26 protein-coding genes are annotated in these 25,854 nt (G+C 62.2%); 18 read left to right on the top strand and 8 right to left on the bottom strand.

Going from position 1 to position 25,854, the window contains the following annotated elements; all coding sequences use genetic code 11:
- The first annotated feature begins 71 nt into the window (after positions 1-71).
- The 5 genes from gatC to ATK23_RS01585 all read left to right on the top strand — a co-directional run bounded on the left by gatC (position 72) and on the right by ATK23_RS01585 (position 4,964).
- On the top strand, positions 72-368 hold the full coding sequence (gene gatC, locus ATK23_RS01565; protein ID WP_038989805.1) for an Asp-tRNA(Asn)/Glu-tRNA(Gln) amidotransferase subunit GatC: 297 nt from the start codon (positions 72-74) through the stop codon (positions 366-368).
- Positions 369-373: 5 nt separating this feature from the next.
- Entirely contained in the window at positions 374-1,912 is a 1,539-nt protein-coding gene (gatA, locus tag ATK23_RS01570) for an Asp-tRNA(Asn)/Glu-tRNA(Gln) amidotransferase subunit GatA (RefSeq protein WP_066139564.1), read from the top strand.
- 5 nt (positions 1,913-1,917) lie between these two features.
- Positions 1,918-3,426 (top strand): Asp-tRNA(Asn)/Glu-tRNA(Gln) amidotransferase subunit GatB, encoded by a 1,509-nt coding sequence (gene gatB / locus ATK23_RS01575; protein ID WP_066139561.1) that lies wholly within the window; start codon positions 1,918-1,920, stop codon positions 3,424-3,426.
- A 314-nt stretch (positions 3,427-3,740) separates the two neighbouring features.
- On the top strand, positions 3,741-4,328 hold the full coding sequence (locus ATK23_RS01580) for a GNAT family N-acetyltransferase (protein WP_066139558.1): 588 nt from the start codon (positions 3,741-3,743) through the stop codon (positions 4,326-4,328).
- A gap of 96 nt (positions 4,329-4,424) precedes the next feature.
- Positions 4,425-4,964, top strand: a complete 540-nt coding sequence (locus ATK23_RS01585) for a GNAT family N-acetyltransferase (protein WP_066139554.1) — start codon at positions 4,425-4,427, stop codon at positions 4,962-4,964.
- Between the two features lie 17 nt (positions 4,965-4,981).
- Here ATK23_RS01585 and ATK23_RS01590 read toward each other — a convergent pair whose 3' ends face one another.
- Entirely contained in the window at positions 4,982-5,455 is a 474-nt protein-coding gene (locus ATK23_RS01590) for a mycothiol transferase (protein ID WP_066139551.1), read from the bottom strand.
- 63 nt (positions 5,456-5,518) lie between these two features.
- Here ATK23_RS01590 and ATK23_RS01595 point away from each other — a divergent pair, with 63 nt between their 5' ends.
- The 3 genes from ATK23_RS01595 to ATK23_RS01605 all read left to right on the top strand — a co-directional run bounded on the left by ATK23_RS01595 (position 5,519) and on the right by ATK23_RS01605 (position 8,599).
- Positions 5,519-6,442: an aminoglycoside phosphotransferase family protein gene (locus ATK23_RS01595; RefSeq protein ID WP_083515497.1), complete on the top strand. Its 924-nt coding sequence runs from the start codon at positions 5,519-5,521 to the stop codon at positions 6,440-6,442.
- Positions 6,443-6,583: 141 nt separating this feature from the next.
- Positions 6,584-7,228 (top strand): isochorismatase family protein, encoded by a 645-nt coding sequence (locus ATK23_RS01600; RefSeq protein ID WP_066140321.1) that lies wholly within the window; start codon positions 6,584-6,586, stop codon positions 7,226-7,228.
- A 96-nt stretch (positions 7,229-7,324) separates the two neighbouring features.
- The gene (locus ATK23_RS01605; RefSeq protein ID WP_157801621.1) at positions 7,325-8,599 is read left to right on the top strand and encodes a low temperature requirement protein A; all 1,275 of its coding nucleotides are present in this window, start codon (positions 7,325-7,327) and stop codon (positions 8,597-8,599) included.
- Positions 8,600-8,626: 27 nt separating this feature from the next.
- On the opposite strand, the gene ATK23_RS01610 is transcribed toward ATK23_RS01605, so the two are convergent.
- Together ATK23_RS01610 and ATK23_RS01615 are read right to left on the bottom strand one after the other, a co-directional pair.
- A complete protein-coding gene (locus ATK23_RS01610; protein WP_245858273.1) occupies positions 8,627-9,280 on the bottom strand; it encodes an HAD family hydrolase in 654 nt (217 codons plus the stop codon).
- A 55-nt stretch (positions 9,281-9,335) separates the two neighbouring features.
- A complete protein-coding gene (locus tag ATK23_RS01615) occupies positions 9,336-9,782 on the bottom strand; it encodes a MarR family winged helix-turn-helix transcriptional regulator (protein ID WP_066139542.1) in 447 nt (148 codons plus the stop codon).
- Between the two features lie 114 nt (positions 9,783-9,896).
- Between ATK23_RS01615 and ATK23_RS01620 the strand changes: the two genes are divergently transcribed.
- Positions 9,897-11,078, top strand: coding sequence for an MFS transporter (locus ATK23_RS01620; protein WP_066139540.1), 1,182 nt, complete (start codon positions 9,897-9,899; stop codon positions 11,076-11,078).
- 44 nt (positions 11,079-11,122) lie between these two features.
- Positions 11,123-11,953, top strand: coding sequence for an aldo/keto reductase (locus tag ATK23_RS01625; protein WP_066139537.1), 831 nt, complete (start codon positions 11,123-11,125; stop codon positions 11,951-11,953).
- 43 nt (positions 11,954-11,996) lie between these two features.
- Here ATK23_RS01625 and ATK23_RS01630 read toward each other — a convergent pair whose 3' ends face one another.
- From ATK23_RS01630 to ATK23_RS01640, 3 genes are all read right to left on the bottom strand, one after another.
- Complete coding sequence (locus tag ATK23_RS01630; protein WP_066139534.1) at positions 11,997-12,605, bottom strand: GNAT family N-acetyltransferase; 609 nt, start codon at positions 12,603-12,605, stop codon at positions 11,997-11,999.
- A 92-nt stretch (positions 12,606-12,697) separates the two neighbouring features.
- A complete protein-coding gene (locus ATK23_RS01635) occupies positions 12,698-13,885 on the bottom strand; it encodes an MFS transporter (protein WP_245858275.1) in 1,188 nt (395 codons plus the stop codon).
- 146 nt (positions 13,886-14,031) lie between these two features.
- Positions 14,032-14,937: a LysR family transcriptional regulator gene (locus ATK23_RS01640; protein ID WP_066139528.1), complete on the bottom strand. Its 906-nt coding sequence runs from the start codon at positions 14,935-14,937 to the stop codon at positions 14,032-14,034.
- Positions 14,938-15,071: 134 nt separating this feature from the next.
- Between ATK23_RS01640 and tdh the strand changes: the two genes are divergently transcribed.
- The 7 genes from tdh to hutI all read left to right on the top strand — a co-directional run bounded on the left by tdh (position 15,072) and on the right by hutI (position 23,422).
- Positions 15,072-16,124, top strand: coding sequence for an L-threonine 3-dehydrogenase (tdh, locus tag ATK23_RS01645; RefSeq protein WP_066139525.1), 1,053 nt, complete (start codon positions 15,072-15,074; stop codon positions 16,122-16,124).
- A 31-nt stretch (positions 16,125-16,155) separates the two neighbouring features.
- Positions 16,156-17,355, top strand: coding sequence for a glycine C-acetyltransferase (locus ATK23_RS01650; RefSeq protein WP_066139521.1), 1,200 nt, complete (start codon positions 16,156-16,158; stop codon positions 17,353-17,355).
- Positions 17,356-17,425: 70 nt separating this feature from the next.
- On the top strand, positions 17,426-18,442 hold the full coding sequence (locus tag ATK23_RS01655) for a LacI family DNA-binding transcriptional regulator (RefSeq protein ID WP_066139518.1): 1,017 nt from the start codon (positions 17,426-17,428) through the stop codon (positions 18,440-18,442).
- 134 nt (positions 18,443-18,576) lie between these two features.
- Positions 18,577-19,935 (top strand): ABC transporter substrate-binding protein, encoded by a 1,359-nt coding sequence (locus ATK23_RS01660; RefSeq protein ID WP_066139512.1) that lies wholly within the window; start codon positions 18,577-18,579, stop codon positions 19,933-19,935.
- Between the two features lie 68 nt (positions 19,936-20,003).
- A complete protein-coding gene (locus ATK23_RS01665) occupies positions 20,004-21,143 on the top strand; it encodes a carbohydrate ABC transporter permease (RefSeq protein WP_066139509.1) in 1,140 nt (379 codons plus the stop codon).
- Complete coding sequence (locus tag ATK23_RS01670; RefSeq protein ID WP_038989785.1) at positions 21,140-22,087, top strand: carbohydrate ABC transporter permease; 948 nt, start codon at positions 21,140-21,142, stop codon at positions 22,085-22,087. The genes ATK23_RS01665 and ATK23_RS01670 overlap by 4 nt, the downstream gene beginning before the upstream one ends.
- A gap of 135 nt (positions 22,088-22,222) precedes the next feature.
- The gene (hutI, locus tag ATK23_RS01675) at positions 22,223-23,422 is read left to right on the top strand and encodes an imidazolonepropionase (RefSeq protein WP_066139506.1); all 1,200 of its coding nucleotides are present in this window, start codon (positions 22,223-22,225) and stop codon (positions 23,420-23,422) included.
- Between the two features lie 181 nt (positions 23,423-23,603).
- Here hutI and ATK23_RS01680 read toward each other — a convergent pair whose 3' ends face one another.
- The gene (locus ATK23_RS01680; RefSeq protein ID WP_066139503.1) at positions 23,604-24,230 is read right to left on the bottom strand and encodes a class I SAM-dependent methyltransferase; all 627 of its coding nucleotides are present in this window, start codon (positions 24,228-24,230) and stop codon (positions 23,604-23,606) included.
- A gap of 98 nt (positions 24,231-24,328) precedes the next feature.
- On the opposite strand from ATK23_RS01680, the gene tpx reads away from it, so the two are divergent.
- Positions 24,329-24,826, top strand: coding sequence for a thiol peroxidase (tpx, locus tag ATK23_RS01685; RefSeq protein WP_066139500.1), 498 nt, complete (start codon positions 24,329-24,331; stop codon positions 24,824-24,826).
- Positions 24,827-24,936: 110 nt separating this feature from the next.
- On the opposite strand, the gene ATK23_RS01690 is transcribed toward tpx, so the two are convergent.
- A complete protein-coding gene (locus ATK23_RS01690; RefSeq protein WP_083515495.1) occupies positions 24,937-25,782 on the bottom strand; it encodes a phosphotransferase family protein in 846 nt (281 codons plus the stop codon).
- Between the last annotated feature and the right edge of the window lie 72 nt (positions 25,783-25,854).

The raw sequence follows: 25,854 nt of genomic DNA on the forward strand, positions 1-25,854 counted from the left end.
ATAATGCGTCGGGCCCGGCGCGCAAGGGATAGACTTGTCTATGAAACCCAACCGCCATTCTAGGGAGATACATGTCTGCCATCAGCCGTGAGGACGTTGTGCATCTGGCACACCTTGCCCACATCGAGATGAGCGACGCGGAGCTGGACAAAATGACCGGTGAACTCGACGCTATCGTCGGTGCCATCGCGTCCGTCAGCGAAGTCGCCGCCTCCGACGTCCCAGCCACCAGCCACCCGATCCCGCTGACCAACGTGTTGCGCGAAGATACGGTGGGGCAGACGCTGAGCATCGAGGAAGTTCTGCTCAACGCGCCTGATTCGGACTCGGACCGCTTCAAGGTCCCGGCAATTCTGGATGGTGAATAATCCCAGTGAATGAACTGATCAAGCTTTCCGCCACCGAGCTGGCAGCCAAGCTGCGCGCCGGCGAGGTGACCTCCGTCGAAGCCGTGCAGGCCCACCTGGACCGCATTGCCGAAGTCGACGGCACGCTGAACGCCTTCCTGCACGTGAACGCCGAAGAGGCGCTCGCCGTGGCCGCCGAGGTGGACGCGATCCGCGCCGCCGGCGGTGCCGGAGCCGAAGCCCTGCACCCGCTGGCCGGCGTGCCGATCGCCATCAAGGACCTGATCGTCACCAAGGGCCAGCCCACCACCGCGGCATCGAAGATGCTCGAAGGCTGGATGAGCCCGTACGACGCCACCGTGATCGAGAAGATCCGCGCCGCCAAGCTGCCGATGCTGGGCAAGACCAACCTGGACGAATTCGCCATGGGTTCCTCCACCGAGCACTCCGCCTACGGCGTGACCCGCAACCCGTGGGACCTGAACCGCATTCCGGGCGGTTCCGGCGGCGGCTCGGCCGCAGCCGTGGCCTCCTTCGAGGCACCGCTGGCCCTGGGCACCGACACCGGAGGCTCCATCCGCCAGCCAGGCGCCGTCACCGGCACCGTCGGCGTGAAGCCGACCTACGGTGCTGTCTCGCGCTACGGCGCGATCGCCATGGCCTCCTCGCTGGACCAGATCGGCCCGGTCTCCCGTACCGTGCTGGACTCGGCCTACCTGCAGGAACTGATCGGCGGGCACGACCCGAAGGATTCCACCTCGCTGCCGAACGCCCTGGAAGGCCTGGTGGCCGCCGCCGAATCCGGCGCCGCCGGGGACCTGGAGGGCCTGCGCATCGGCGTCATCAAGGAATTGACCGGCGAGGGCTACCAGGAAGGCGTGCAGGCGCGCTTCAACGAGTCGCTGGAACTGCTCAAGGCTGCCGGCGCCGAGATCGTCGAGGTCTCTTGCCCGAACTTCAAGTACGCGCTGGGCGCCTACTACCTGATCATGCCTTCGGAGGTCTCCTCCAACCTAGCCAAGTTCGACGGGGTACGCTACGGAAAGCGCGTGCTGCCGGAAGACGGCCCGATGACCATCGAGCGCGTCATGGGCGCCACCCGCGCCGCAGGCTTCGGCGACGAGGTCAAGCGCCGCATCATCCTGGGCACCTATGCGCTGTCCGCCGGCTACTACGACGCCTACTACGGTTCGGCGCAGAAGGTCCGCACGCTGATCCAGCGCGACTTCGCCGCAGCCTTCGAGCAGGCAGACGTGCTGGTCTCGCCGACCGCGCCGACCGTGGCTTTCGAGCTGGGCGCGAACGACAACGACCCGCTGGCCATGTACCTCAACGACGTGGCCACCATCCCGGCCAACCTCGCCGGCGTCCCGGGCATCACCGTGCCTGGCGGCCTGTCCGAGAACCTGCCGGTGGGCATCCAGTTCCTGGCTCCGGCCTACGAGGACGCCCGCTTGTACCGTGCCGGCGCGGCGCTGGAAGCGCTGCTCGAAAAGCAGTGGGGCCACTCGCTGATCTCGCAGGCACCAGCCATTGACACCGCTTCGATCGCGCAGGAGGCCTAGGCACCATGAGCAACTACAACGATGAACTGGTCGACTTCGACGAGGCGCTGGACCGCTACGACCCGGTCCTGGGCTTCGAGGTCCACGTCGAGCTGAACACCAAGACCAAGATGTTCTCCGACGCCCCGAACGCCTTCGGCGACGAGCCGAACACCAACGTCACCCCGGTGGACCTGGGGTTGCCCGGCGTGCTGCCAGTGGTCAACAAGACCGCCGTGGAGTACTCCATCCTGATCGGCCTGGCGCTGAACTGCCAGATTGCCGAGAAGTGCGGCTTTGCCCGGAAGAACTACTTCTACCCGGACACCCCGAAGAACTTCCAGACCTCCCAGTACGATGACCCGATCGCCCACGACGGCTGGCTGGATATCGAGCTGGAGGACGGCGAGGTCTTCCGCGTGGAGATCGAGCGCGCCCACATGGAGGAGGATGCCGGAAAGCTGACCCACATGGGCGGTGCCGCAGGCCGCATCCAGGGCGCCGACTACTCGCTGGTGGACTACAACCGTGCCGGCGTGCCGCTGGTGGAAATCGTCACCAAGCCGATCGTGGGCGCCGGCAAGCGCGCCCCGGAGCTGGCCCGCGCCTACGTGGCGGCGATCCGCGAGATCGTGAAGAACCTGGGCGTCTCGGATGCGAAGATGGAACGCGGCAACGTGCGCTGCGACGCCAACGTGTCGCTGATGCCAAAGGACGCGGACAAGTTCGGCACCCGTACCGAGACCAAGAACGTGAACTCCCTGCGCGCTGTGGAGCACGCCGTGCGTTTCGAGATCGAGCGCCACGCTGCCGTACTGGATTCCGGGGCGAAGATTGTCCAGGAAACCCGCCACTGGCATGAGGACACCCGCTCCACCACCTCGGGCCGCCCGAAGTCGGACGCCGATGACTACCGCTACTTTCCGGAGCCTGACCTGGTGCCGATCGTTACCACCGCCGAGTGGGTCGAAGAGCTGCGCTCACGCCTGCCGGAGCCTCCAGCCGAGCGCCGCAAGCGCCTGAAGGCCGAGTGGGGCTACGCGGACAAGGAATTCCGCGACGTGGTCAACGCGGGTGTGCTCGACGAGATCGAAGCCACCGTGGCTGCCGGCGCATCGGCTGCCGTGGCCCGCAAGTGGTGGATGGGCGAGATCGCGCGCCTGGCCAAGGCCGCGGACAAGGAGATCGCTGATCTGGGCGTCACCCCTGCGACCATCGTCGAGCTGAACTCGCTGATCGAAACGAAGAAGATCAACGACAAGATCGCCCGCCAGGTGCTTGAATTCGTCATCGCCGGCGAAGGCACCCCAAGCGAAGTCGTCGAGAAGCGCGGCTTGGCTGTGGTGAATGACGATGACGCACTGGGCAAGGCCGTGGATGACGCCATGGCCGCCATGCCTGATGTGGTCGAGAAGATCAAGGGCGGCAAGATGCAGGCCATCGGTGCGCTGATGGGCCCTGTCATGAAGGCCACCCGCGGACAGGCCGATGCCGGCCGCGTGCGCGAGATCGTGATGGAGAAACTGGGCCTGTAAGGTCCGCATTCTTGCAGCGGCGGCCCGTATTCCCGGTGGGGAGTACGGGCCGCCGCTGTCTCGTTTGGGCTTCTTCGTCATCGGCTCCCTGCATGCACTGCATCGAAGCTGGCCGAAGGGCCGGCATCACGGCACTGCCGGGACGCCGAGTGCTGGTTATCAAGCCGAATGCGGCTTGGCGGCTGCACGCGGATGGATTCGGAGAGGTCGAACCCGCACTCCGGGTTCGCTAGAGTATGCGTAAGCACATGCACAGGCCCCTCCGGGGGGGCTGGGTCGGATGCATTGAGCTGACCGAGGCTGAAGGAATCGCAATGATCGAAATCAAACGGGTTAATGCACTGGCCGGATTTCAGCCATCGGACATTGCCGCGGTGCTCGTCGGCGGTTTCGCCGAGGACTTCGCCTATTTTTCGAAGAATCAGGAAACGTTGGCGCGGGCGTTTGCCCACATGATCATCCCGGAACGTTTTTATGTGGCGCTGGTGGACAGGGTTCCCGCCGCTATCGCGAGCCTCACCGAAGCCGATCAGGAGTGCTTCACGCCGGACCGGAGCGAATTCCAGCGCCATCTCGGAACGTGGCACGGGCTGATCAGTTATTTCATCGTCCGCACGCAGTTCCTGGGAGCTTTCGAGGGGGCTCGGCCCGGACTGGCGGAAATCGGATTCGTGACTACCGCACCCCAATACCAACGCCGTGGGGTGGCCATGGAGTTGATGAAGCACCTGCTGGCCCGGCCGTTTGATGAATTCGTGCTCCGCGATATCAAGGACACCAATGTCGCTGCGTTGTCGCTGTACCGCAAGCTCGGTTTTAGCGAGTCGGATTCGCGCCCGGCCAGGTTCGCGAAACGTGCCGGCTTTTCGCGCTACGTTTCTATGAACAGGAAAGCCGCATAGCCATCCCTGTGCCGCTCCGGGTCCCCTGGCATCGAGCAATACGAAGTTGCCACGGTGGTCGGCCGAAGGCAACGCCGTTTTGGATAGGCTTGGGCCATGAATATCTCGTTCACGCCGTTGGGTCCTGAAGACAGCGATGGCATTGTCGCATTTCTGCTCGGCAACAAGTTCCCCTTCCATGTCCGTCGAGACTGGACGCAGACGGAGCTGCGGGCATTGGTTGATGGCGGAAGATATTGGAACAGCGAGAGCCAAGGTTTCTGGATCATGGGCAATGGCGATTGCCTGGGCATGGTTGTTCTTGAAGATCTGGAAGACGACACCCCGATGTTCGACCTCCGCCTTGCGGAGGCTTATCGGGGGCAAGGATTGGGTACGCGGATACTGAAGGAACTGTGCACCAAGGTCTTCAAGGAGAACCCGGAGACTGTGCGCTTCGAAGGGCAAACCCGGGAAGACAACATTGCGATGCGCAAGGTGTTCCTGAAGTCCGGCTTCCTCAAGGAAGCCCACTACCGGATGGGCTGGCCAGCTGAAGACGGCTTACGATTGGCATCGGTCGCCTACGCCATTCTCCGCCAAGATTGGGAGACGGGAGAAACGACCGCCTTCGACTGGAGCGATGTGGAAATCTGAATTATGCGCCCAGGCTTTCAACAAGCCGGAAGGTTCAGGACGTCCCGGGTGATTTCCAGATGCCCCAAGTGCTGGCAGAGTTCTTCGAGCACGTGCATCAGGACGCCTTCGCAGGTGGCCATCCAGTATTCGCTATCCCTGCCTGGTGGGGCCGCAATGGGAGCATCATGCATGGCAGTGAGCGCCAAGTCGTTGACGAACGACTTCCTGGCATCGCTCGCCAGCTGTAGCGCAGCCTCTTTGTCCATCACCGCGGTGAACTCGGCGGCCCGATCGCGGGGGACTTCGACGCCGAGGTTGACCGTGGAGGACCAGCGGCGCATCATCCCGCAGCAATGCAGCATCAGTTGCACTGGCGAATTGCTGCCTTGAACGGGCAGGAGGCTATTGGCCTGTTCCGGCGGAATGCTCGCCAAGGCTTCGGTAAGCTGGTCGAATTTCTCTAGCAGGAGGGTGGTGAGGATCTGCTCGCCGGGTGCAGGGGATTCCATGCACCGATTCTAGAACGATTCGCGCAGCGGGGTGAGTCATTGGCCGTGCACTAGCATTGAGCAATGACCTCTTCTGTCTCCACAGGCACGGGAATGCCGCCAGCCGAAGTCGAAATTGACGCGGAGCTGGTCAGGCATCTGCTGGCTAGCCAGGCGCCGCACTGGGCGAACCATGACATTGCCTATCTGGCTACCGGGTGGGATAACGAGGTGTATCGGCTGGGAGCTGAGCTGGTGGTGCGCCTGCCGCGCCGGGAACTGGGCGAGGCCATTGGGCGCAAGGAACGGCGTTGGCTGCCGCAATTGGCCGCCGAGACCGGACTGCCCATCGCCATGCCGGTCTTCGTTGGCCGACCAGCACCGCAATACCCCTTCACGTTCTCCATTTGCCCCTTTGTCCCGGGCCGCAGCGCCGCGACGGTGGACCGCCGCAGACGCGATGGCTATGCAGGGGAATTCGCACACTTCTTGTACCGGCTGCACCAGCCTGCCGGAGCTGCAGCGCCAAGCAGCGAATTTCGGGGCGTGCCGTTGGCAGTACTCGATGCGAACACCCGAGACCAGATCGCGGCGCTGGAAGCCCCGCTGCGAAAGCAGGCACATGCCGTTTGGGCGGAAGCATTGTCCGCCGATCCGTACGAAGGCGCACCGCTGTGGTTGCACGGTGATCCGCATCCGCATAATACGGTCGTCACCGAGCAACAAGGTCGCTGCCAGCTAGCCGCGCTGATCGATTTCGGGGATCTGTGCGCCGGGGACCCTGCCTCGGATCTGGGCATGCTGTGGATGCACTTCAGCCCCGAAGTCACTGCCACGGCGTTCGAGAGCTACGGGACCTGGCAGGGCAGCGACCTGTGGCAGCGCTCCAGGGGATGGGCGCTGCGCTACGCCATGCTCACCGCGGCGCTGGCCGAGGGGGATCCGCTGGGCCGAATAGGGCGCCAGACACTGCAACTGCTGCTCGCCGGCGGCCAGTGCCGGACGTGAATAGCAACCGGCCTGTGCGATTACGGATTCTTGGAAGTCCCGGGGGAACGGCCCCGGGCACTGGCCGGGCCTGGTTCCCCGGGATATCCTGAAGCAACGCAGGTATTTTCTTGAAACTTATCGATGCAAGAGGAGCTGGGCATGCACAAGAAAACCTTACCGGAACCGGTTCGCGATCAGCGCGAAGACCACTTGCTCACCCCGGAAAATTGCGTGTTGGCGTTGATCGACTACCAGCCCGAGCAGTACGGGACCGTCACCTCCGCTACCCGCGAACGGATCGATTTGAATGTCGTTGCACTGTGCCGGCTGGCTACGGCATACGGGATTCCGGTGGTGCTCTCGACCGTGGGCGTGGACATGGGAGTCAACCAGGGTACCGCGCAGGTGATCACGGACGAGTTGCCAGGTGTCAAGGAAATCGACCGCAGCGGAGTCAATGCCTGGGAAGATGCCGAGTTCAGGGGCGCCATCGAAGGCAGCGGCCGTCGCAAGGTCGTCATGGCAGGACTGTGGACCGAGGTCTGCCTGACCTTCCCGACGCTGGACATGCTGGCCGAAGGCTACGAGGTGTATCCGGTAGCCGATGCCGTGGGCGGGATTTCCCAGGTGGCCCACGACCGCGCCTTCGAGCGGATGATCGCCGCCGGCGCCCAACCGGTCACCGCGATTTCCTTCGGCAGCGAGCTCATGCGCAACTGGGCACGCGATGATTCGGACAAATTGCGCAAGGTCATGCGCTGGTACTTCCCGCTCAAGCATGAACTGGATTCGGCTGGGAAGTAGGCAGCCCGGATTTCCCGAAGCGTCAATGCGATATTTCCAGCTGGCGACTGCCTAATCTTGTGAATGCCGCCATTGATTTCTCGAGAAAGCCGCATGATGTCCGCCAGCAGTAGCCTTGATTTCTACCAACACGGCCTGCGCCGCATGCGCGGACGCGACCCGCAGGAGCAGCACCGGACTGCCACCAGCCTGGAGCTGTTCTTCGATCTGACCTTTGTCACCGCCTTCGGAATTGCGGGCAGCGAGCTGGCCCATGGCATCGAGGTGGGCCACTATGGGCCGGCCATCATCTCCTTTGCCATCGCGTGCTTGTCGATCATCTGGGCTTGGGCGAATTACGCGTGGCTGGCCTCGGCCTTCGATAACGACGACTGGCTGTTCCGGAGCCTGACCTTGGTGCAGATGGCGGGCGTCATCGTGCTGGCGGTCGGCATCCCGATGATGTTCGCCTCAATTGATCATGGTGCGGTGCTTGATGCCAATGTGATGGTCGCTGGCTACATCGTCATGCGGGTGGCGCTGATCGGGCAGTGGATGCGAGTGGCCCGGCACGACCCGCGGCACCGGGTGGCGGCACGCGGCAATGCTATCGGGGTGGGCATTGCCCAGCTGGGCTGGACCTCATTCCTCTTCCTCCCGCTCCCGCTGGTCCCGGCCTTGTGCTGCCTGGCGGTCTTCTGGGTCATCGACTTCAGCGCACCCTTGCTTGCGGAACGGGTGGCCCGTGCCCATGGCGAATCGGGTATTCCCTGGCACGCCCACCATTTGGCGGAGCGCTATTCGCTAATGTCGATTATCGCCTTGGGTGAGTGCATCGTGGGAACCCTGGCGGCTGCCCAGTCGATCTCCCAGGGGTCGAACTGGAACTTCGAGAGCATCGTGGTGGTCGCCGCGGGCGTGCTGATTTCCTTCTCCCTGTGGTGGGCATACTTCCAGTTGCCCTCCGGACCGGTGCTCCGTCTGCGTCGGGACAAGGCCGCAGCTTGGATCTTCGGGCATATTGCGCTCTTCACGTCCATTGCCGCGATCGGTGCCGGGCTGCACATTATCGGCTACGCCTATGACCCCGAAGCCGCTACCGACCCAGTGGTGGTCATTGTGGCTCTGGCTATTCCGGTTTTCGTCTTCATGGTTGTCATTACCCTGCTGCTGACTTGGTTGCTCGGTGCTCCGATGTTCACCTGGGCGCATTTGCCCACGTTCCTGATGCCTTTGGCCGCGGCCGGATTCAGCCAGCTGGGCGTTCCGGTGTGGGCCTGCTTGCTGGTGCTGCTGTGCTCGCCGCTGACCGTGATCATCGTCTACGAGCTGGGGTACTGGCGCAAGCTGGCAGTTTCCCTGGACAAGGTCCTGGGCCAGCCTGCGGGGTAGCGGAAATGCGACCAGCGGAGCCGTCAACTATGCTCCGGAAGCGAGGCCGGGCAGTGCGTCCATGCTGCTGAACACGACGGTTGCTCCGGCCGCGCGCAGCAGCTCGGGCGAAGTGCTCGTGGGTCCGCCGTTGCAGTAGCCGTACACCGTCGCGCCGGCCGCGATCCCGGCAGCCACCCCGGTGGCCGTGTCCTCGATAACCAGTGCGCCGCCAGGGCCAATGCCCACTGACGCGGCGGCGGCCAGATAGACATCCGGGGCCGGTTTGCTGCGCGGGCACTCCATGCCGCTGAATACCCGGTCTGCGAAGTACTCGGCGAACCCGGTCAGGGCCAGCTGCATTTCGACCTTGGCACGGTCAGCCCCGGTGGCGCAGGCAATGTTCTGGCCGTAGATCGCCGAAATCTGCTTGACGGCCTCCAACGCTCCGGGAATCGGCTGCAGCTTCGAGCGCAGAGCTTCGTCACGGCGTGCGCGGAACTGGCTAATCCATTGGTCGTCGATACGGAATCCGGTCTGGTCGAAGATGGGTTGCCACTGGTCTTTCAACGCCTTGCCGATGAAGATCTCGATGCATTGTTCGGGGCTGATCTCCCAGCCCAGCTCGATGAGCATCTGGCGGAGCACGGAATTGGTGATCGACTCGGAATCCACCAGGACGCCATCGCAATCGAAAAGCACGGCGGAAAATTTCGGATGCAGCAAGGATGGTCCCTTCTGAGGATTCAGCAATTGGCTACGCGGCAGAGAACTCGTGGAGAATGCGGGCCAGCGGCGCCAGCTCTGGCTGCTCTTCTGCCAGCTTCAACACGCGTTCCAGGGTGGCATCATGAATGGGCTTGGCCTTCTGATACAGCTCGTGGCCGGTGGCGGTGAGCTCAGTGTAGATGCCTCGGCGGTCATCGGCGCATAGCACCCGCGAAAGCAGATTTCGGTCTTCGAGCCGGGTTACCAATCGCGTAGTTGCGCTGGGGCTCAGTGCCGTTGCGCGGGCCAGCTGCGCCATGCGCATATGCCAGCCATCCTGCCGATTCAGGGCATCCAGAAGTGTGTACTCGACCACAGAGAGACCCGCCTGCGCGGTCAGGTCCTTTTCCAGTGCGGCGTCGATTAATCCGTGCAATGACGCCAAAGTGCGCCATCCGCGAGCACGGATTTCGACAGCATCATCTGCGATTCCCATAGGTCCTCCGAGAAGTACTTGCTTGCGCCGGTTAGTTGCGTGTGCAACGATATTGGATATCGCGCAATAACAAGCGTGTGCAACTAATTTATCCAGTCTATCAGGGGTAACGCTATGCCGCTTGGCCTTATTGCGTTAGCCATCGGTGCCTTCGGCATCGGGCTTACTGAATTTGTCATCATGGGCCTGTTGCCAGATGTGGCCACGGACTTCGCCGTCAGCGAGGCGGCAGCTGGCTGGCTCATTTCCGGATACGCGCTCAGCGTTGTGGTTGGTGCATTGGGGCTGACGGCGGTAACCGTCCGCTTGCCGCGCAAGCCAGTGCTTGTCGGCCTGCTGGTCTTGTTTATCGTTGGCAACTCGCTCACCGCAATCGCTTCAACTTATGAAGTGGCAATGCTCGGTCGAGTCATTGCCGCCCTGTGCCACGGTGCCTTCTTCGGCGTAGGCGCGGTCGTGGCTGCTGACATGGTTCCAACCAGTAAGAAGGCCGGCGCCATCGCCATCATGTTCACCGGTCTGACCGCAGCCAACGTCTTGGGCGTGCCCTTCGGAACCCTGCTCGGCCAGCACTCCGGGTGGCGGTCGACCTTCTGGGCAATCTCCGGCATTGGTGTTCTGGCGCTCATTGGGATTCTTGTACTGGTCCCAGCCATCAAGCACGCCGCCGAAGGAATCTCGCTGCGCAAGGAACTTAGCGCCTTCACCTCGCTGCAGGTTTGGCTGTCCCTGGGGGTCACCATCCTGGGCTACGGCGGCATGTTTGGCGCCTTCACTTACATCGCCTACACCTTGACCGAGATTACCGGCTTCAGCGCAACCACCGTGCCTTGGCTGCTGATGCTCTTCGGCGTCGGCCTGTTCGCAGGCAACTGGATCGGTGGCCGCATGGCCGATAAGAGCATCGACCGCACACTGCTCTTCTTCATCTCCGCCCTGCTGGTGGTACTTGTCCTCTTCGGATTCTTCGCAAGCAATCAGGTCGCCACAGTACTCGCTTTGCTGTTCATGGGCGGCTTCGGCTTCGGAACCGTTCCCGGTCTGCAAAGCCGCATCATGCACTACGCCGGCAACGCGCCAACCTTGGCATCCGGCGCCAACATCGGTGCCTTCAACGTTGGCAACGCACTGGGCGCATGGGCCGGCGGGCTAGGCATCGCGGCAGGACTCGGATACACCTCTCCGGTCTGGATTGGTGCACTGATCACCCTCGTCGCACTGATCGTGATTGTTCTCGCCATGATCTTGGCCAAGAAGGCTCCAGCCGCATCGCCCCAGCTGATCGCAGCCGGCTAATCCACAGTTTTTCTCAGTCCCCAACCAATTTCTAGGAGTTAGATATGATCACCCCCATTCCAACCATCACGCTGAACAATGGCATTGAAATGCCTCAGGTAGGTTTTGGAGTCTTCCAGGTTCCCAACGAAGAGACTACTGCTGCAGTGAGCTCAGCGCTCAAGGCTGGCTACCGCAGCATCGATACAGCCGCGATTTACGGCAACGAAGAGGGTGTCGGCAAGGCTTTGGCCGAGTCGGGAATTGCTCGCGACGAACTGTTCATCACATCTAAGGTCTGGATCGCCGACATGGGGTACGAACAGACACTTGAAGCCTTTGAAGCAAGCCTGCGGCGCTTGGGCCTGGACTACCTGGACCTGTTCTTGATCCATTGGCCAGCTCCCGAAAAGGAACTCTACGTTGAGACGTGGAAGGCCTTGGAAAAGCTGTACTCAGAGAACAAGGTCCGTGCCATTGGCGTTTCGAACTTCCAGCCGGATCACCTGGACAAGCTGATCGCCGAGGGAACTATCGTTCCTGCGGTGAATCAGGTGGAATTGCATCCGACGTTGCAGAACCGCGAGGTGATTGCCGCCAACGGGCAGCACGAAATTGCCACGGAAGCCTGGAGCCCGCTCGCTCAGGGAGCGCTGCTCGCCGACGAGACCATCCTGGCGATCGCGAAGTCCCATCAGGTTACCGCCGCTCAGGTGATCCTGCGCTGGCACCTGCAGCAGGGCCGGGTGGTCATCCCGAAGTCGGTGACCCCGTCACGCATTGCCGCGAACCTAGACCTGTTCGGCTTCGAGCTGTCTGTCGCGGAATTGGCTTCAATTGACGCACTGGATAGCGAAGGGCGCACCGGCCCGCACCCGGAGACGTTCAACGGCTAGCGGCAGTTTCCACTAGGCCGTCCGTCCTGCGCACATGCTGCATTCAGGGCCTGGAGGCGATGCGGCGATCCAGTTCGTTGCGCACCTGCGGCCATTCGGCTTTCAGAATTGAGAACACTACGGTGTCCCGCAGGGACCCGTCCGGCATCCGCGAACGGGCGCGCAGCACGCCGTCCTGCTTGGCACCCAAGCGGCTGATGGCCATGCGTGAACGGAAATTCATCCAGTGCGTGCAGAACACCACGACCTCGCAATCCAGCGTTTCGAAGGCATGGCTCAGCAACAGGGGTTTGCTTTCGGCATTGGTGCCTGAACCGTGGCTGCTGGCGGAGTTCCAGGTGTAGCCGATCTCCACCCAGGGCAGCACGAGGTCAATGCCGCAGTAGGTGGTCATCCCGATGATCCGGCCAGGCAGTCCGCTGACGGGATCATTGAGCCGGGTGGTGAAGGCCAGCATCGACCCTTCCGCCTGCAACGCAAGGCGCCTGCGGATTTCTTCGCGCATGTTCTCAGGACGTGGCACCGAGGTGTACCAGAGGTTCCACAACTCGCCGTCGCTGGCAGCCTGCACCAGACCGTCGTGGTGTTCCATGGACAACGGTTCAAGGGTGACATGGGCACCACGCAGGGTGAGTGGCTCGAGGGCATTCATGCGAATACTGTACGCGCCGAAATACCATCGCGGCACCCCTGCGCTGCCGCCAGTTTCTGCGGTGGGATGGCATTGCAGGATCCGGGAACCGATTAGCCGGCGCTCTGCGGACGTTCCGCGGATGAAGCCGTGGAACGCATCATGCTGGCACCGCCTGCCGCCGCCACGGCGCAGGCAACAGCCAGTGCTCCCAGGCCCAGCGGCAGGGAAGCCGCACCGGCCACCAGACCCACGAGGATCGGTCCGCCGGCATCTCCCACTTCGCGTCCGAGCTCGGCGCTGCCCATGGTGCGGCCCATGCGCTCTGGAGGCGTGGTAGCGGCCAAGCGTGCGAATCCGAGCGGGGTAATCAGGCCGACTCCCAGGCCGATTGCCGCCGCGCCCAGCAAGATCACCGGCAGTGACGGAACAGCCGCGAACAGCACCACCGCTGCAATCAGCAGGACCGCACCAGCCAGCATCAGGGTATTGGCCCGTTGCGGGGCGGCATCGTGGATCCGCCCGATCCGCGGCTGCACCACGGCCGAGATGACGGCCAGGATGCTGACGGCTCCCATGCCGAGGATCGGGTCGGCGCCGAGGCGGGCTGCGAGCAGCGGGATGAAGCCCACCGCGGCTCCCAGGATCGCGGTGGCAGCAGCCAACAGGAGCACCGGGCCAAGGAAGGCTGGTGCGGTGGATTGCTTCACCATGTCAGCCAGGGTGGAGCGCTGCTTGGGCAGCACAGGTATGGACGGCATGCGAATGCCGGTCCACAGCGCTGCGCCCAGCGAGAGCACTGCCAGAACCAGGAAGAGCGCTGGCAGGCCAGCCCAGGTGATGAGGGCCGCTCCCAGCAGCGGACCGCCGGCATACCCGAGCCCCTTCCAGGAACCATATTTGCCGAAGTAGCGTCCGGCCAAGGACGGCCCGACCATCCGGGCTACGGCCGAAGAGGAAGCGGGGGAGAAGCCTGCCGCTGCGGCTCCCTGAGCCAAACGCGCAGTGGCGAGCAGCAGCGGGGAAGCAGCGAAGGCGCCGAGCAGCGAGGCCGCCGCAAATACCAGCAGCCCGACCACGATTACCGGCTTCACCCCGATCCGGTCGCTCAGTGCGCCGAAGACCGGTTTCAAGATGACCTCGGCGATGTCGTAGGTCGCCAGGATGAGGCCAAGGGCGGCAAAAGTCAGGCCGAGATTATCGGTTTCGGTGCCCAGTGCCGCCGCGATGCCATGGGCGCCGAAAGCCGTCGTGAATCCTGCCAAGTACTGCGGACCCATGCCGTGTTTCTGATCAACCACGCCCCCAGTTTAACTGCGAGACTCGTGGAGATGGCCATTCGGCGTGCATATTTCGGAGGTTGGCTCCGGTACGCGTTCCTTGCAGATTCTCAGGCAGCCAGGATTGATTCAGTGGCGGCTTCGGTGCGTAGGTAGGAAGTTAACGGCTAGGCGCCGACAAGCCCCCGGATGGTCTGCCGTATCGCCTCGATGACGTCCATGACTGGTTCTCTGTGGAGGTGCTCCGCACGAACCAGAACGTCGATTTGTCGACCGGCTGAAAGACCTTTGATTGGTCGTAAAGTCACCGTACTGTCCAGTGTTTTCCGTGCTGTATAGCGAGGCAGGATCCCGAGGCAGCCGCTGGCTTCAACCAGGGCTCCGGCGGTGGCGTAGTCATTGACCCGGTGCTCGATTCGCGGAGCTTGGCCGGCCAGTGCGGCAATGGTTTCCAGGACGTCTGCCGGCGAATAGCCCGAACGCGAAACGACCCAGGGCTCGTCGATGACCTGTTCGGGGGAGAGCTCCTTGAATTCGGCCAGCGGATGGTCCCGGTGGATTGCGACGTCCAGCGGTTCGAAAGCCAGTGGTATGACACTGATCCGGTCTTCTGGCCACGGGGCCGTGTGCGGCATCCGGTGCGCCAGTACCAAATCGTACGTCGAGGTCAGGGCAGGGAAATCCTGCTGCGAGACGTCCTCGTCGGAAAAGCGCAACGGGGGCAACTGGCCTTCCGGGTAGGTCAGCAGCGGGGCGAAGATGGTCTGTCCGATGGAGTGGAATCCGGCGATCCGGATGGGGGTGTCCCGTTCCTGTTCCTGGGTGCGGATTCTCGCTGAGACCTCTGCCAGGGTCGAAGCGACCGAGGCCGCTGCGGAGGCCAGCAGTTTTCCCTCTGCAGTCAGCACCAGCCTGCGTCCGTCCTTCTGGGTCAGGGGCGCAGGGAAGTTGCGTTGCAATTGCGCCAAATGCTGCGAGACCGCCGAAGGCGAGACGAAAAGGGCCTTGGCTACAGCATTAACGCTGCCCAGATCCGCGAGTTCACGAAGAATCCTCAACTGATGCAATTCCATGAAGTAAATACTAAATCGTTGGATCAGTAAATCAGTGATCTTCTAAGGTGTTACCTCGAGTTGTTGGGTGCGACACTTGAAGCGACCCCATGTCTGTCTTGCGCACAGCAGGTGCCCAATCCTAAGGAACCAGCATGAAAGCACTGTACAAGTCCGGTCCGCACGCGGGACTGGAACTCGTTGATCGCCCAGAACCGGAAACCGGCGCGCACGACGTGAAGATCCGCGTCATGACCGCTGGCATCTGCGGCACCGACCTGCACATCGAAGCCTACGACGATGCCGCCAAGGCCATGATCAACACCCCGCTGGTTCCCGGACACGAATTCTATGGCGAGGTCGTGGAGGTCGGCAGCTTCGTCCACGGTGTCAAGGTCGGCGACCGCGTCTCCGGCGAAGGGCATGTCGTGTGCGGGCTGTGCCGCAACTGCCGCGCCGGTCGCAAGCAGATGTGCATCAACGTCGACTCTGTCGGTGTCCAGCGCGATGGCGCCTTCGCCGAATACGTGGTTATCCCGGAAAGCAACGTCTACATCCACCGCGACGAGCGCATCACCCCGCTGCTCGGCGCCATCTTCGACCCTTTCGGCAATGCCGTGCACACCGCGCTGCAATTCCCGATGGTCGGCGAGGATGTGCTGATCACCGGTGCAGGCCCCATCGGCCTGATGGCAGTGGCAGTGGCCCGCCACGTCGGCGCCCGCAACATCGCCATCACCGATGTTTCCGAGCAGCGCCTGGAACTGGCCCAGAGCATGGGCATCGACCTGGCCGTGAACGTCGCGAACACCCGCATCAGGGAAGCGCAGCAGCAGCTGGGCATGGTTGAAGGCTTCGACTACGGCATGGAAATGTCCGGGCACAAGACCGCCTTGCCGGAAATGATCGAGAACATGAACCACGGCGGCAAGATCTGCATGCTCGGGCTGCCCAGCACCTCCATCGATATCAACTGGGGCAAGGTGGTCACCCACATGCTGACCCTGCGCGGCATCTACGGCCGCGAGATGTTCGAGACCTGGTACGCCATGAGCGCCATGCTCACCTCCTCGGAAGTGATGCGCGAGCGCATTGCCTCGGTGGTGACCGACTTCCTGCCGGCCACCGAATGGCAGCAGGGCTTCGAAGCTGCCCGCAGCGGCCACGGCGGCAAGGTCGTGCTCGACTGGACCGTTTTCCCAGGCTAAGAATTTCCCGGATCAACAAGGAGTATTTGCAATGTACACGGACCTCAAAGACCAGCTTGCCGCCGAACTGGACGAGCTGAAGTCCTCCGGCCTGTTCAAGGCAGAACGCCACATCGACTCGGCCCAGTCTGCGTCCATCCTGGCCGGCTCGCTGGGTGACGATGCACGGAAGGTGCTGAATTTCTGCGCCAACAACTACCTGGGGCTGGCTGATAACCAGCAGATCATCGACGCCGCCAAGTCCGCCATGGACGAGCGCGGCTTCGGCATGGCCTCGGTCCGCTTCATCTGCGGCACCCAGGACCTGCACCTGGAATTGGAATCCCGGCTCTCGAAGTTCCTGGGCACCGACGACACCATCCTGTTCTCCAGCTGCTTCGATGCCAACGGCGGCGTTTTCGAGTCGCTGTTCGGCAAGGAAGACGCGATTATCTCCGATGCGCTGAACCACGCATCGATCATCGACGGCATCCGCCTGTCCAAGGCCGCGCGCTTCCGCTATGCCAACCAGGACATGGCCGATTTGGAAACCCAGCTGCAGGCCGCCGCGCAGCTCAACGACGGGGCGGGTGCACGCCGCACCATCATCGTCACCGACGGCGTCTTCTCCATGGACGGCTACCTGGCACCGCTCGAAGCCATCTGCGATTTGGCCGACAAGTACAACGCGCTGGTCATGGTCGACGACTCCCACGCGGTGGGCTTCATGGGCGCCACCGGTGCCGGCACTCCCGAGCATGCAGGGGTCTCGGACCGCGTGGACATCTACACCGGCACCTTCGGCAAGGCCCTGGGAGGAGCCTCGGGCGGCTACGTCTCCGGCCGCGGCGAAATCGTCGCGATGCTGCGCCAGAAGGCCCGCCCGTACCTGTTCTCCAACTCGCTGGCCCCGTCGATTGTCGCCGCGACCCTCAAGGCGCTGGACCTCGTGGTGGATTCCGGGGACCTGCGCGAGAAGCTCTTCGAGAACGCCGCGCACTTCCGCCGCCGCATGACCGAAGAGGGCTTCGAGCTGCTCGACGGCGAGCACGCCATCATCCCGGTGATGTTCGGCGACGCGGTCAAGGCCGCAGAGGTGGCAGGCAAGATGCTGGAACAGGGCGTCTTCGTGACCGCCTTCAGCTTCCCGGTGGTGCCCAAGGGCGCCGCGCGCATCCGCGTGCAGCTCTCCGCCGCGCATTCGGCCGAGGACATCGAGGCTTGCGTGCAGGCCTTCGTCGCCAGCCGCTGACCAGCTCGGTTGGCCCGGCGCCGTGTTTCAATAGGGATGACGAGTTGGCATAACCAAAGGCGGAGGGCTCATGGCTACCAGGGATGATGTGGCGCGCTTGGCCGGCGTATCTCCCAGTACCGTGTCCTACGTGATCAGCGGCCGGCGCACCATTTCCGAGGCGACCAAGGCCAGAGTCGTGGCGGCCATGCGGGAGCTGAACTACACCCCGGATGCCTTTGCCCAGGGCCTGGCCGGATCCCGCCGGGGGATCCTTGCCCTGCACTTTCCCACCAGCGTGGACGGCTATTCCTCCACCGAGTTCGAATACGTCACCGCCGCAATGGAGCGTGCCCGCGCGCTGGGCTACCACATGCTCTTGTGGTCCAATCCGATGACCGATGTCATGGGATTGGAAAGCCTGGTCGGGCAGAAACTGGTGGCCGGGGTGCTGCTGATGGAAGTGTCGATCAATGACCCGCGCTTCGATGTCCTGCGGCGCGCGGGCATACCTTTCGCTTCCATTGGCCGTCCCGATGACAATGCCGACCTGTCCTATGTCGATAATGATTTCGCCGAGGCCGGGCGCATCGCGGTGGACTACCTGGCGGACCTCGGCCACCAATCCATCATGTACATCAACGTCTCCGTGGAAGACCAGGAGGCCGGCAACGGTCCGGCCATCCGCACGGCCCGCGCCATCTCTGAAGCCGCGCGCCTCCGCGGCATGTCGATGCAGGAAATCCCGGTGGAAAACAACGCGCGCGGCGGACGGACGGCGCTGGATGCCTACCGGGACCTGCACCCGCGCCCCACGGCGGTGCTGGCGCTCAAGGAATTCGCCACTGCCGGTTTCGTCAACGCCGCTGGCATGGCGTCGTTGCGCATCCCAGAAGACCTCTCGGTAATTGCATTGGGTGTCGGCGACCGCTCGGCCGAAATGGTAGCCCCGGCACTGACCACGGTCGCCCCACCGGGCGAGGCGGTCTCCCATGCGGCGGTGGACGCACTGGTGCAGAAAATCGAAGGCCGTTCCCAGGGTGCCGTGCAGCAGCTTATCGCGCCGCTGATGACGGTCCGCGACAGCACCGGCCCGGCTCCGCGCTGAGCATCCCACGACAATCTCTGGACGATCTTCTTCCATAGGTGTTGACGCGCGTCGATGATCTGCGTCACTATTGAGGAGATCATTCGTGCCAGGCCGCTTCACTCGGCAAGGTACTAGTCAACGTGGAGGGCATCATGAAGAAAGCACAACGCAGTCTGAAGCTCGCGCCGGTTATCTCGATGGCAGCTATCGGCATGCTCCTGGCCGGCTGCTCCGGCGGGGCAGACCCCAATGACCCCAACGCCTCCGGAGGCGGCGCAGCCCAGGTGGGCGAAGCCGACGGTGTCGTGGACATCTATGGCCCGGTCACCGGCATCGAGGCGGAACTGCTGGAAAAGTCGTGGGCCAAGTGGTCCGAGGAAAACGGCATCAAGATCCGCTACACCGGAGACAAAAACTTCGAATCCCAGATCGGGATCAAGGTCCAAGGCGGCGACACCCCGGATTTGGCAGTCTTCCCGCAGCCCGGCCTGCTGCAGGCAACCGTGGCCCAGGGCAAGGTGCAGCAGCTGCCCGAAGCAGTGCAGGCCCAGCTGCAGAGCAACTGGTCCGAGGACTGGCAGAACTACGGCAAGGTCGATGGCGTGCAGTACGGCGTGCCGCTGATGGCCAGCGTCAAGGGCTACATCTGGTATTCGCCCAAGCAGTTCGAGCAGTGGGGCGTGAGCGTGCCTGAAACCTGGGATGAGATGATCGCCCTGGGCACCGAAATCTCGAAGAAGACCGATGAACCGGCCTGGTGTGCCGGATTCGCATCGGGCGAGGCATCGGGTTGGCCGGGCACCGACTGGATCGAGGACGCGGTGCTGCGCCAGTCCGGCCCCGAGGCCTATGACAAGTGGGTTGCCGGCGACCTGGAATTCACCTCGCCAGAAATTACCAGCGCCTTCGAGTCCGTCGGGAAGATCCTGCTCGACCCCGAACAAGTCAACGCCGGATATGGCGATGTGAAGTCGATCAACGCCACCGCCTTCGGCGATGTCGGTACGGCAGTGGCCAAGGGAACCTGCCCGCTGACCCACCAGGCCTCCTTCCTGGAAGGCTATGTCCTCGATTCTAAGAATGCCGATGGCGAGAAGGCCACCGTGGCACCTGACGGAGATGTCTGGGCCTTCGTCGCACCTCCAGCCAAGGCCGATGACCCGGTATCCATCGTCGGCGGCGGCGAATTCGTCGCAGCTTTCTCCAACGATGAAGAGACCGCCAAGGTCCAGGAATACCTGGCCAGCGCGGATTGGGCCAATAGCAGGGTCTCTCTCGGCGGCGTGATCTCGGCCAACTCCGGGCTCGATCCAGCGAACGCCAGCAGCGACCTGCTGCGCTCCGCCGTTGAACTGCTGCAGGATCCGAACACCACCTTCCGCTTCGACGGGTCTGATCTGATGCCCAAGAGCGTGGGTTCCGACTCCTTCTGGAAGGGACTGGTGGACTGGATCGACGGCAAGCCGATTGAGGAAGTGCTGGAGAACATCCAGTCCGGTTATGACTCCTAGCCACCACCTTGCAAGCCGCCAACGGCCGGGAATCCCGGCCGTTGGCGAGATGACAGGGGCCTGAGACCATGACCGAATTCTTCCAATGGCTTGCCGGCGTCCCGCCGCTGATCCAGGTGCCGGTGGTGCTGCTTGCCTTCGCGATCCTGATCGCGGCGATCCTCGGCTTTGTCGAGATAGCAACCAATGGCGGACGCGCATTCACCGTGGTGCGCTTCCTCGCCGCGGTCGTGGTTCCGGCAGCGATCCTGCTGGTCCTGGGGCTGTACAACTCGGTGATGTGGGTGGCCGCGCTGGCCGCCGTGCTCGGCGCGGTGCTGTTCTTCGCGGACCGGCGCTCGCGGCACGGTGTCGGCTCGCTGCTGCAGCTGACTGGGTTCCTTGCTCCGGCCATGCTGCTGCTCGCCATCGGGTTGATCTACCCGACGATCCGCACCGCCATCAGCGCCTTCATGGCCAATGACGGGTCGGGCTTCGTGGGCCTGGGGAACTTCCGCTGGGTATTCACCAGCCCCGATGGCCTGACAGCCCTGCTCAACACCCTGGTCTGGGTTCTGGTGGCGCCGGTGGTTTCCACCATCATCGGCTTGGCCTATGCGGTGTTCATCGACAAGAGCCGCGGCGAGAAGTTCTTCAAGCTGCTCGTGTTCATGCCCATGGCGATTTCCTTCGTGGGCGCATCGATCATCTTCAAATTCTTCTACGACATTCGCCAAGGCGATCAGATCGGCGTGCTCAATGCGATCATCACGGCATTCGGCGCCAAGCCGGTCGACTGGCTCGGGCTCGAACCGTGGAACACGTTGTTCCTGGTGGTCATCCTGATCTGGACACAGGCAGGATTCGCCATGGTGATCCTGTCCGCGGCCATCAAGGGCGTGCCGGCAGAGCAGCTGGAGGCGGCAGCCCTGGACGGAGCCAGCCCGTGGCAGCGCTTCGCCAATGTCACCCTGCCGGGGATCCGCTCCACGGTCATCGTTGTCTTGACCACGATTTCTATTGCCTCGCTCAAGGTCTTCGACATCGTCTCCTCGATGACCGGCGGCCGCTCGGATACGACGGTCCTGGCCTACGAAATGGTGCGCCAGTTCCAGCTTGGGGCCCGTACCGGCTACAGCTCGGCCCTGGCCGTCATCCTGTTCATCCTGGTGCTGCCGATCATCATCTACAACGTCAGGCAGCATAAGAAGCAGGGGGTCATGCGATGAGCACCGTCGGCGAATCCACTCGGCGCCTGATGGCGGCCACCGAGAAATCCAGCGGGAAACTGCGCAAGGCCACGACCTCCCGCGGCGCCACCATTGCGGCGTTCATCATTGCCGCAGTGTGGACCATCCCCACCTTCGGGTTGTTCGTCTCCTCCTTCAGGCAGGCTGATGACATCAAGACCACGGGCTGGTGGACGGCCCTGTCCAACCCGTCGTTCACGCTGGACAACTATGTGCAGGCCTTCGCCTCCGGCGACAGCCTTCCGCTGTCCAAGGCCTTCCTGAATTCGCTGGTCATCACCATTCCGGCGGCGATTGTGCCGATCCTGATTGCCAGCTTGGCTGCCTACGCGTTCGCCTGGATCAACTTCAAGGGACGCAATACGCTCTTCGTGCTCATTTTCGCCCTGCAGATCGTTCCGATCCAGATGGCGCTGGTGCCGCTGCTCCAGCTCTTCTCGGACGGGGTGAAAATTGGCGGGCTGTATATCCTGCCAGGCTTGGGCGTCAACGGATTGGATGGCGCCTACGCCAAGGTCTGGATTGCGCACACGATCTTCGCCTTGCCCTTGGCGATCTTCATGCTGCATAACTTCATTTCGGAGATCCCGGATGAGGTAATCGAGGCCGCGCGCGTTGACGGAGCCGGGCACGGGAAGATCTTCTCGAAAATCGTCCTGCCCTTGTCGATGCCGGCCATTGCTTCCTTCGGAATCTTCCAGTTCCTCTGGGTCTGGAATGACCTGCTGGTGGCAACCGTGTTCACCTCGGGTGGGGAATTGCCGATTACCAAGGCGCTCCAGGACCTCTCGGGTACCTATGGACAATCCTGGGAGCTGCTTACCGCAGGTGCTTTCATCTCGATGATCATTCCGCTGGCGGTGTTCTTCGCTCTGCAGCGGTTCTTCGTGCGCGGCTTGCTGGCAGGCGCCACCAAGGGATAAACCTGCCCTGAAACAGGGCACAAGGGTGCCCGTCTGAAATTTCAGACGGGCACCCTCTTGTTCTGCCCCGCAGGCGGCAAGCCATAGGTAGGCTCGTGCCTGAAGGATTGGAATTACCACGAAGGCGGAGCGCTCATGGCAACCTTGTTGCTTACCAACATCGGACAGCTGACGACGGTTGACGCGAAAGGCAGCGTGCTGGAAGACGCCGCGGTGCTAATCGAAGATGGCCTGGTTGCATGGGTCGGCCACATGGCGCAGGCACCAGCAACGGCGCACGAGATCGATTTGGGCGGCCGTGCGGTGCTGCCCGGCTGGGTTGATTCCCACAGCCATCTGATTTTCGGCGGCGACCGCGCCGAAGAATTCGTGGCCCGCATGGCAGGCCAGTCCTATGCCGCCGGCGGCATTGCGGTCACCACCTCGGCCACCGGGCAGCTCTCCGACAAGGAGCTGTCCGGAGTTGTGGCGGAACGCCGCCATGAAGCGCTGGCGATGGGCACCACCTGGATGGAAACCAAGACCGGCTACGGCCTGGCACTGGAAGAAGAGATCCGGCATTCCATACTCGGCAAGCCACTGGTAGATTCACTGACCTTCCTAGGCGCCCATCTGGTTCCGGCAGGCTGGGATGCCGAGGCCTATACGGATTTGGTCACCGGACCGATGCTTGATGCGGTGGCAGGCAACGTCGACTTCGTCGATGTCTTCTGCGAACGCGGTGCATTCACCGAAGAGCAATCGCGCCGGGTCCTGGAAGCCGCGCACCGCAAAGGGCTGGCGACCAAGGTCCATGGAAACCAGCTGGGCCCAGGCCCGGGAGTGAAGCTGGCCGTGGAATTCGGCAGCCGTTCGGTAGATCACGTGAATTACCTGGATGAAGAGGACTTCAAGGCGCTCGCCGACAGCTGGGCCGGTTGGGATGCCTCGGCGCGTTCGGGCAAGCCGGGCACGGTAGCTACCTGCTTGCCCGCCTGCGACCTGTCCACCCGGCAGCCGCTTGCGCCGGGTCGCGAACTGCTTGATGCAGGGGTGCGAATCGCGCTGGCGAGCAACTGCAATCCGGGGACCAGCTATACGAGCAACATGAACTTCTGCGTTGCTACGGCGGTGCTCCAAATGAACCTGTCTCTGGCTGAAGCCATCGAGGCGGCAACCTACGGAGGGGCGCTAGCTCTCGGAGTTGCCGACCAAGTCGGATCCGTTGAGATCGGCAAGCGCGCAGATCTGCATGTGCTTGACGCTCCGGTTGCGGCGCATCTGGCGTACCGCCCCGGAATGAACCTGACGCATAGCGTGTATCGGGCGGGCGAACTAGTTGATCGACTTACGTGATTCCTCGGAAGCTGTTCTTCCAAAGGAGACATGATCCGGCCATCCGGTGAGATAGAGCGATCATCTCGATTTTTAATGTAGTTGGCTACGAAGTACCGTTCGATTCCAGGAAACGATTTCCGGAGTTGCAGAGCTTGTGCCCAATCCGGTAGCGGCTAGAGCTTCGAAGGGAATTACGACATTAGGAAGGCAAGACGAATATTCCGTCAGGCATCCCGAACCCGGACCGTTGCGCAGTCCGCGCATACACACTCACGGACCACAGAGAGTCTGAACCGTAGGGGCCTAAATGCCAGTCCGCAAATCGGTGTACGAGCTGCAGCGAGGTTCCTTTGAGAATATCGGTCTGGTCCGTGGGGCCGCCATGGGCGTTGCTGGTGGTCCCAACGATGAGTACTCCATTTGAACGGATCACCCGATCGGCAAAATCGAATACGCTTCGCAGTTCGCCACGTGAAATGAAGGCAGGCACATTTCCGGTCATCAATATGGCGTCGTACTGTTCCGGCAGCGAATGCTCGTTGAGTGTACCCAAGCTCAGCTGGTCGGCTGATAACTGTCTGAACCAGCTTCCATCGAATAGGTCTTTTGCTACATCCAGAACTTGGGGCGTTGGATCTACGCCATAGGCATCATGTCCGCAGCGACGCAACGCATTGACGGTATTGCCAATCCCGCAACCGATATCGAGAATTCGTGAATTACGAGGACAGAGCATGTCCGCGAAACGGGCAACTACGTCCAGATCAATCCCGTCCATTGTTTGAGCACGCATTTTCGCCGCGTATGAATCGTAGTTGGGTCCCATATCCACAGTTTTGCATGGATACAGGATCTGAACGACTTGTTTGCGCTTGTAGGCTGAAATGATAGCTCCGTATTAGGCATTCATGATAGACAAGACCTATGGCTAATACTGCTTTCAAGGGAACCCCTGTACAGACTATTGGTGATCTGCCGGCCGTTGGCTCGCAGGCTCCAGCTTTCACTCTCACCGACACCGGCCTTGCAGATGTCACCAGCGAATCGCTGGCTGGCCGTCGCGTTGTCCTGAACATCTTCCCGTCGGTTGATACCGGCGTTTGCGCTGCCAGCGTGCGTCGCTTCAACGAACTGGCTGCCGGCCTGGAGAACACCACCGTCGTGTGTGTTTCTGCTGACCTGCCATTCGCACTGGGCCGCTTCTGCGGTGCCGAAGGCATCGAGAATGTTACAGCTGGTTCGGTCTTCCGTTCCGACTTCGGTTCGGACTACGGAGTCACCCAGGTCGACGGACCACTGGCTGGCCTGCTGGCCCGTTCGGTTGTTGTGCTGGATGAGGACGGGAAGGTTGTTTACAACCAGATCGTCCCGGAGATCACCACCGAGCCCGACTACGATGCAGCTATCGCAGCCCTGAGCTAAGCAAGCATTGCACCCGATACGGTGCATGAGAGCCCGCCTGACAACATTCAGGCGGGCTTTCTTTGCGCTCCAGATGGCTTGCTCGTCGGCGGGTCAGGCCAAATTGCTTCCTATCCATTGATTGATTGCGCTGCAGTGAGGATGCGCGGACCGATCTTACGCATGAGCTTGCCCATCTTCGGGTTGTCCGAGCGCGAGAGCGTATCCGATAACCGTTCAAGGCTCATGAGACCCAACCAGATTTTGGCCCGGTGCGCTTCCTCAGAATTGGGAGCAATCAAATCCACCATTTCCAAACCATGCCACAGGCTCAGGTACGCGGTGTTCAACGCAGGGTCCCACGCTGCTGCGAGGTCCCAATCCAAGATGCCAATCAGCTTCTCGTCAATCCAGTGCATGTTGTGGCCAGCCAAATCACCATGCACCAGTCCCGCTGGAACCTGCGCCAGAATATCGAGCTGATCCCAAAGTGCGGTTGCAGGAGCTCGAAGTTCCTCGGGCAGCGCATCGAAGCATTGCTGCTGCCGGGCTTGGGTCCATTCGCCACGGAATGAAAACGGTTTGGCCAGATGAGCGCTGATCTGTTCCAGCGGTACCTCGGCCAATTCCTTCACCAGCTGGCCCAGCACCTTTGGATCCCCGTAATGAGGCTCATGCGCACTTCCGGGGATGAAGGACATGGCAACTGAGCTGAGCCCGTCGACATGCAGGATCTCGGAGACCGCCACCGGGATCTGAAAGTTGAGCTGGCTTTCCAGCAAAGACAGCAGCTCGACGGTTCGCGGCATCTGTTCGGTCGCCGCTGGCGTGCGCGCCATGCGAATCACCGCCTGCGGATTGCCAATGACCACCTTGTGGAATTGTCCGCCTTCATTCACGGCCGCATCTTCCCACAAAAGATCGGGGCAGAGCTGGCGGGCGATTTGCAATTCTCCACTGGTGGCAGGACGACTCATTCGTACCCTTCTCGTTCAACTCGCTGGTGGTCTCACCTTCAGGCTATCGCAGCTTTGCCACGTGGCTACTCA

Source organism: Glutamicibacter nicotianae (assembly GCF_002797775.1).
Lineage (GTDB): Bacteria > Actinomycetota > Actinomycetes > Actinomycetales > Micrococcaceae > Glutamicibacter > Glutamicibacter nicotianae.

Coding starts and splice junctions, on each gene's coding strand:
- gatC (WP_038989805.1), top strand. CDS start 72: ATGTCTGCCATCAGCCGTGAGGACGTTGTGCATCTGGCACACCTTGCC.
- gatB (WP_066139561.1), top strand. CDS start 1,918: ATGAGCAACTACAACGATGAACTGGTCGACTTCGACGAGGCGCTGGAC.
- ATK23_RS01580 (WP_066139558.1), top strand. CDS start 3,741: ATGATCGAAATCAAACGGGTTAATGCACTGGCCGGATTTCAGCCATCG.
- ATK23_RS01585 (WP_066139554.1), top strand. CDS start 4,425: ATGAATATCTCGTTCACGCCGTTGGGTCCTGAAGACAGCGATGGCATT.
- ATK23_RS01590 (WP_066139551.1), bottom strand. CDS start 5,455: ATGGAATCCCCTGCACCCGGCGAGCAGATCCTCACCACCCTCCTGCTA.
- ATK23_RS01595 (WP_083515497.1), top strand. CDS start 5,519: ATGACCTCTTCTGTCTCCACAGGCACGGGAATGCCGCCAGCCGAAGTC.
- ATK23_RS01600 (WP_066140321.1), top strand. CDS start 6,584: ATGCACAAGAAAACCTTACCGGAACCGGTTCGCGATCAGCGCGAAGAC.
- ATK23_RS01605 (WP_157801621.1), top strand. CDS start 7,325: ATGTCCGCCAGCAGTAGCCTTGATTTCTACCAACACGGCCTGCGCCGC.
- ATK23_RS01615 (WP_066139542.1), bottom strand. CDS start 9,782: ATGGGAATCGCAGATGATGCTGTCGAAATCCGTGCTCGCGGATGGCGC.
- ATK23_RS01620 (WP_066139540.1), top strand. CDS start 9,897: ATGCCGCTTGGCCTTATTGCGTTAGCCATCGGTGCCTTCGGCATCGGG.
- ATK23_RS01625 (WP_066139537.1), top strand. CDS start 11,123: ATGATCACCCCCATTCCAACCATCACGCTGAACAATGGCATTGAAATG.
- ATK23_RS01630 (WP_066139534.1), bottom strand. CDS start 12,605: ATGAATGCCCTCGAGCCACTCACCCTGCGTGGTGCCCATGTCACCCTT.
- ATK23_RS01640 (WP_066139528.1), bottom strand. CDS start 14,937: ATGGAATTGCATCAGTTGAGGATTCTTCGTGAACTCGCGGATCTGGGC.
- tdh (WP_066139525.1), top strand. CDS start 15,072: ATGAAAGCACTGTACAAGTCCGGTCCGCACGCGGGACTGGAACTCGTT.
- ATK23_RS01650 (WP_066139521.1), top strand. CDS start 16,156: ATGTACACGGACCTCAAAGACCAGCTTGCCGCCGAACTGGACGAGCTG.
- ATK23_RS01655 (WP_066139518.1), top strand. CDS start 17,426: ATGGCTACCAGGGATGATGTGGCGCGCTTGGCCGGCGTATCTCCCAGT.
- ATK23_RS01660 (WP_066139512.1), top strand. CDS start 18,577: ATGAAGAAAGCACAACGCAGTCTGAAGCTCGCGCCGGTTATCTCGATG.
- ATK23_RS01665 (WP_066139509.1), top strand. CDS start 20,004: ATGACCGAATTCTTCCAATGGCTTGCCGGCGTCCCGCCGCTGATCCAG.
- ATK23_RS01670 (WP_038989785.1), top strand. CDS start 21,140: ATGAGCACCGTCGGCGAATCCACTCGGCGCCTGATGGCGGCCACCGAG.
- hutI (WP_066139506.1), top strand. CDS start 22,223: ATGGCAACCTTGTTGCTTACCAACATCGGACAGCTGACGACGGTTGAC.
- ATK23_RS01680 (WP_066139503.1), bottom strand. CDS start 24,230: ATGGGACCCAACTACGATTCATACGCGGCGAAAATGCGTGCTCAAACA.
- tpx (WP_066139500.1), top strand. CDS start 24,329: ATGGCTAATACTGCTTTCAAGGGAACCCCTGTACAGACTATTGGTGAT.
- ATK23_RS01690 (WP_083515495.1), bottom strand. CDS start 25,782: ATGAGTCGTCCTGCCACCAGTGGAGAATTGCAAATCGCCCGCCAGCTC.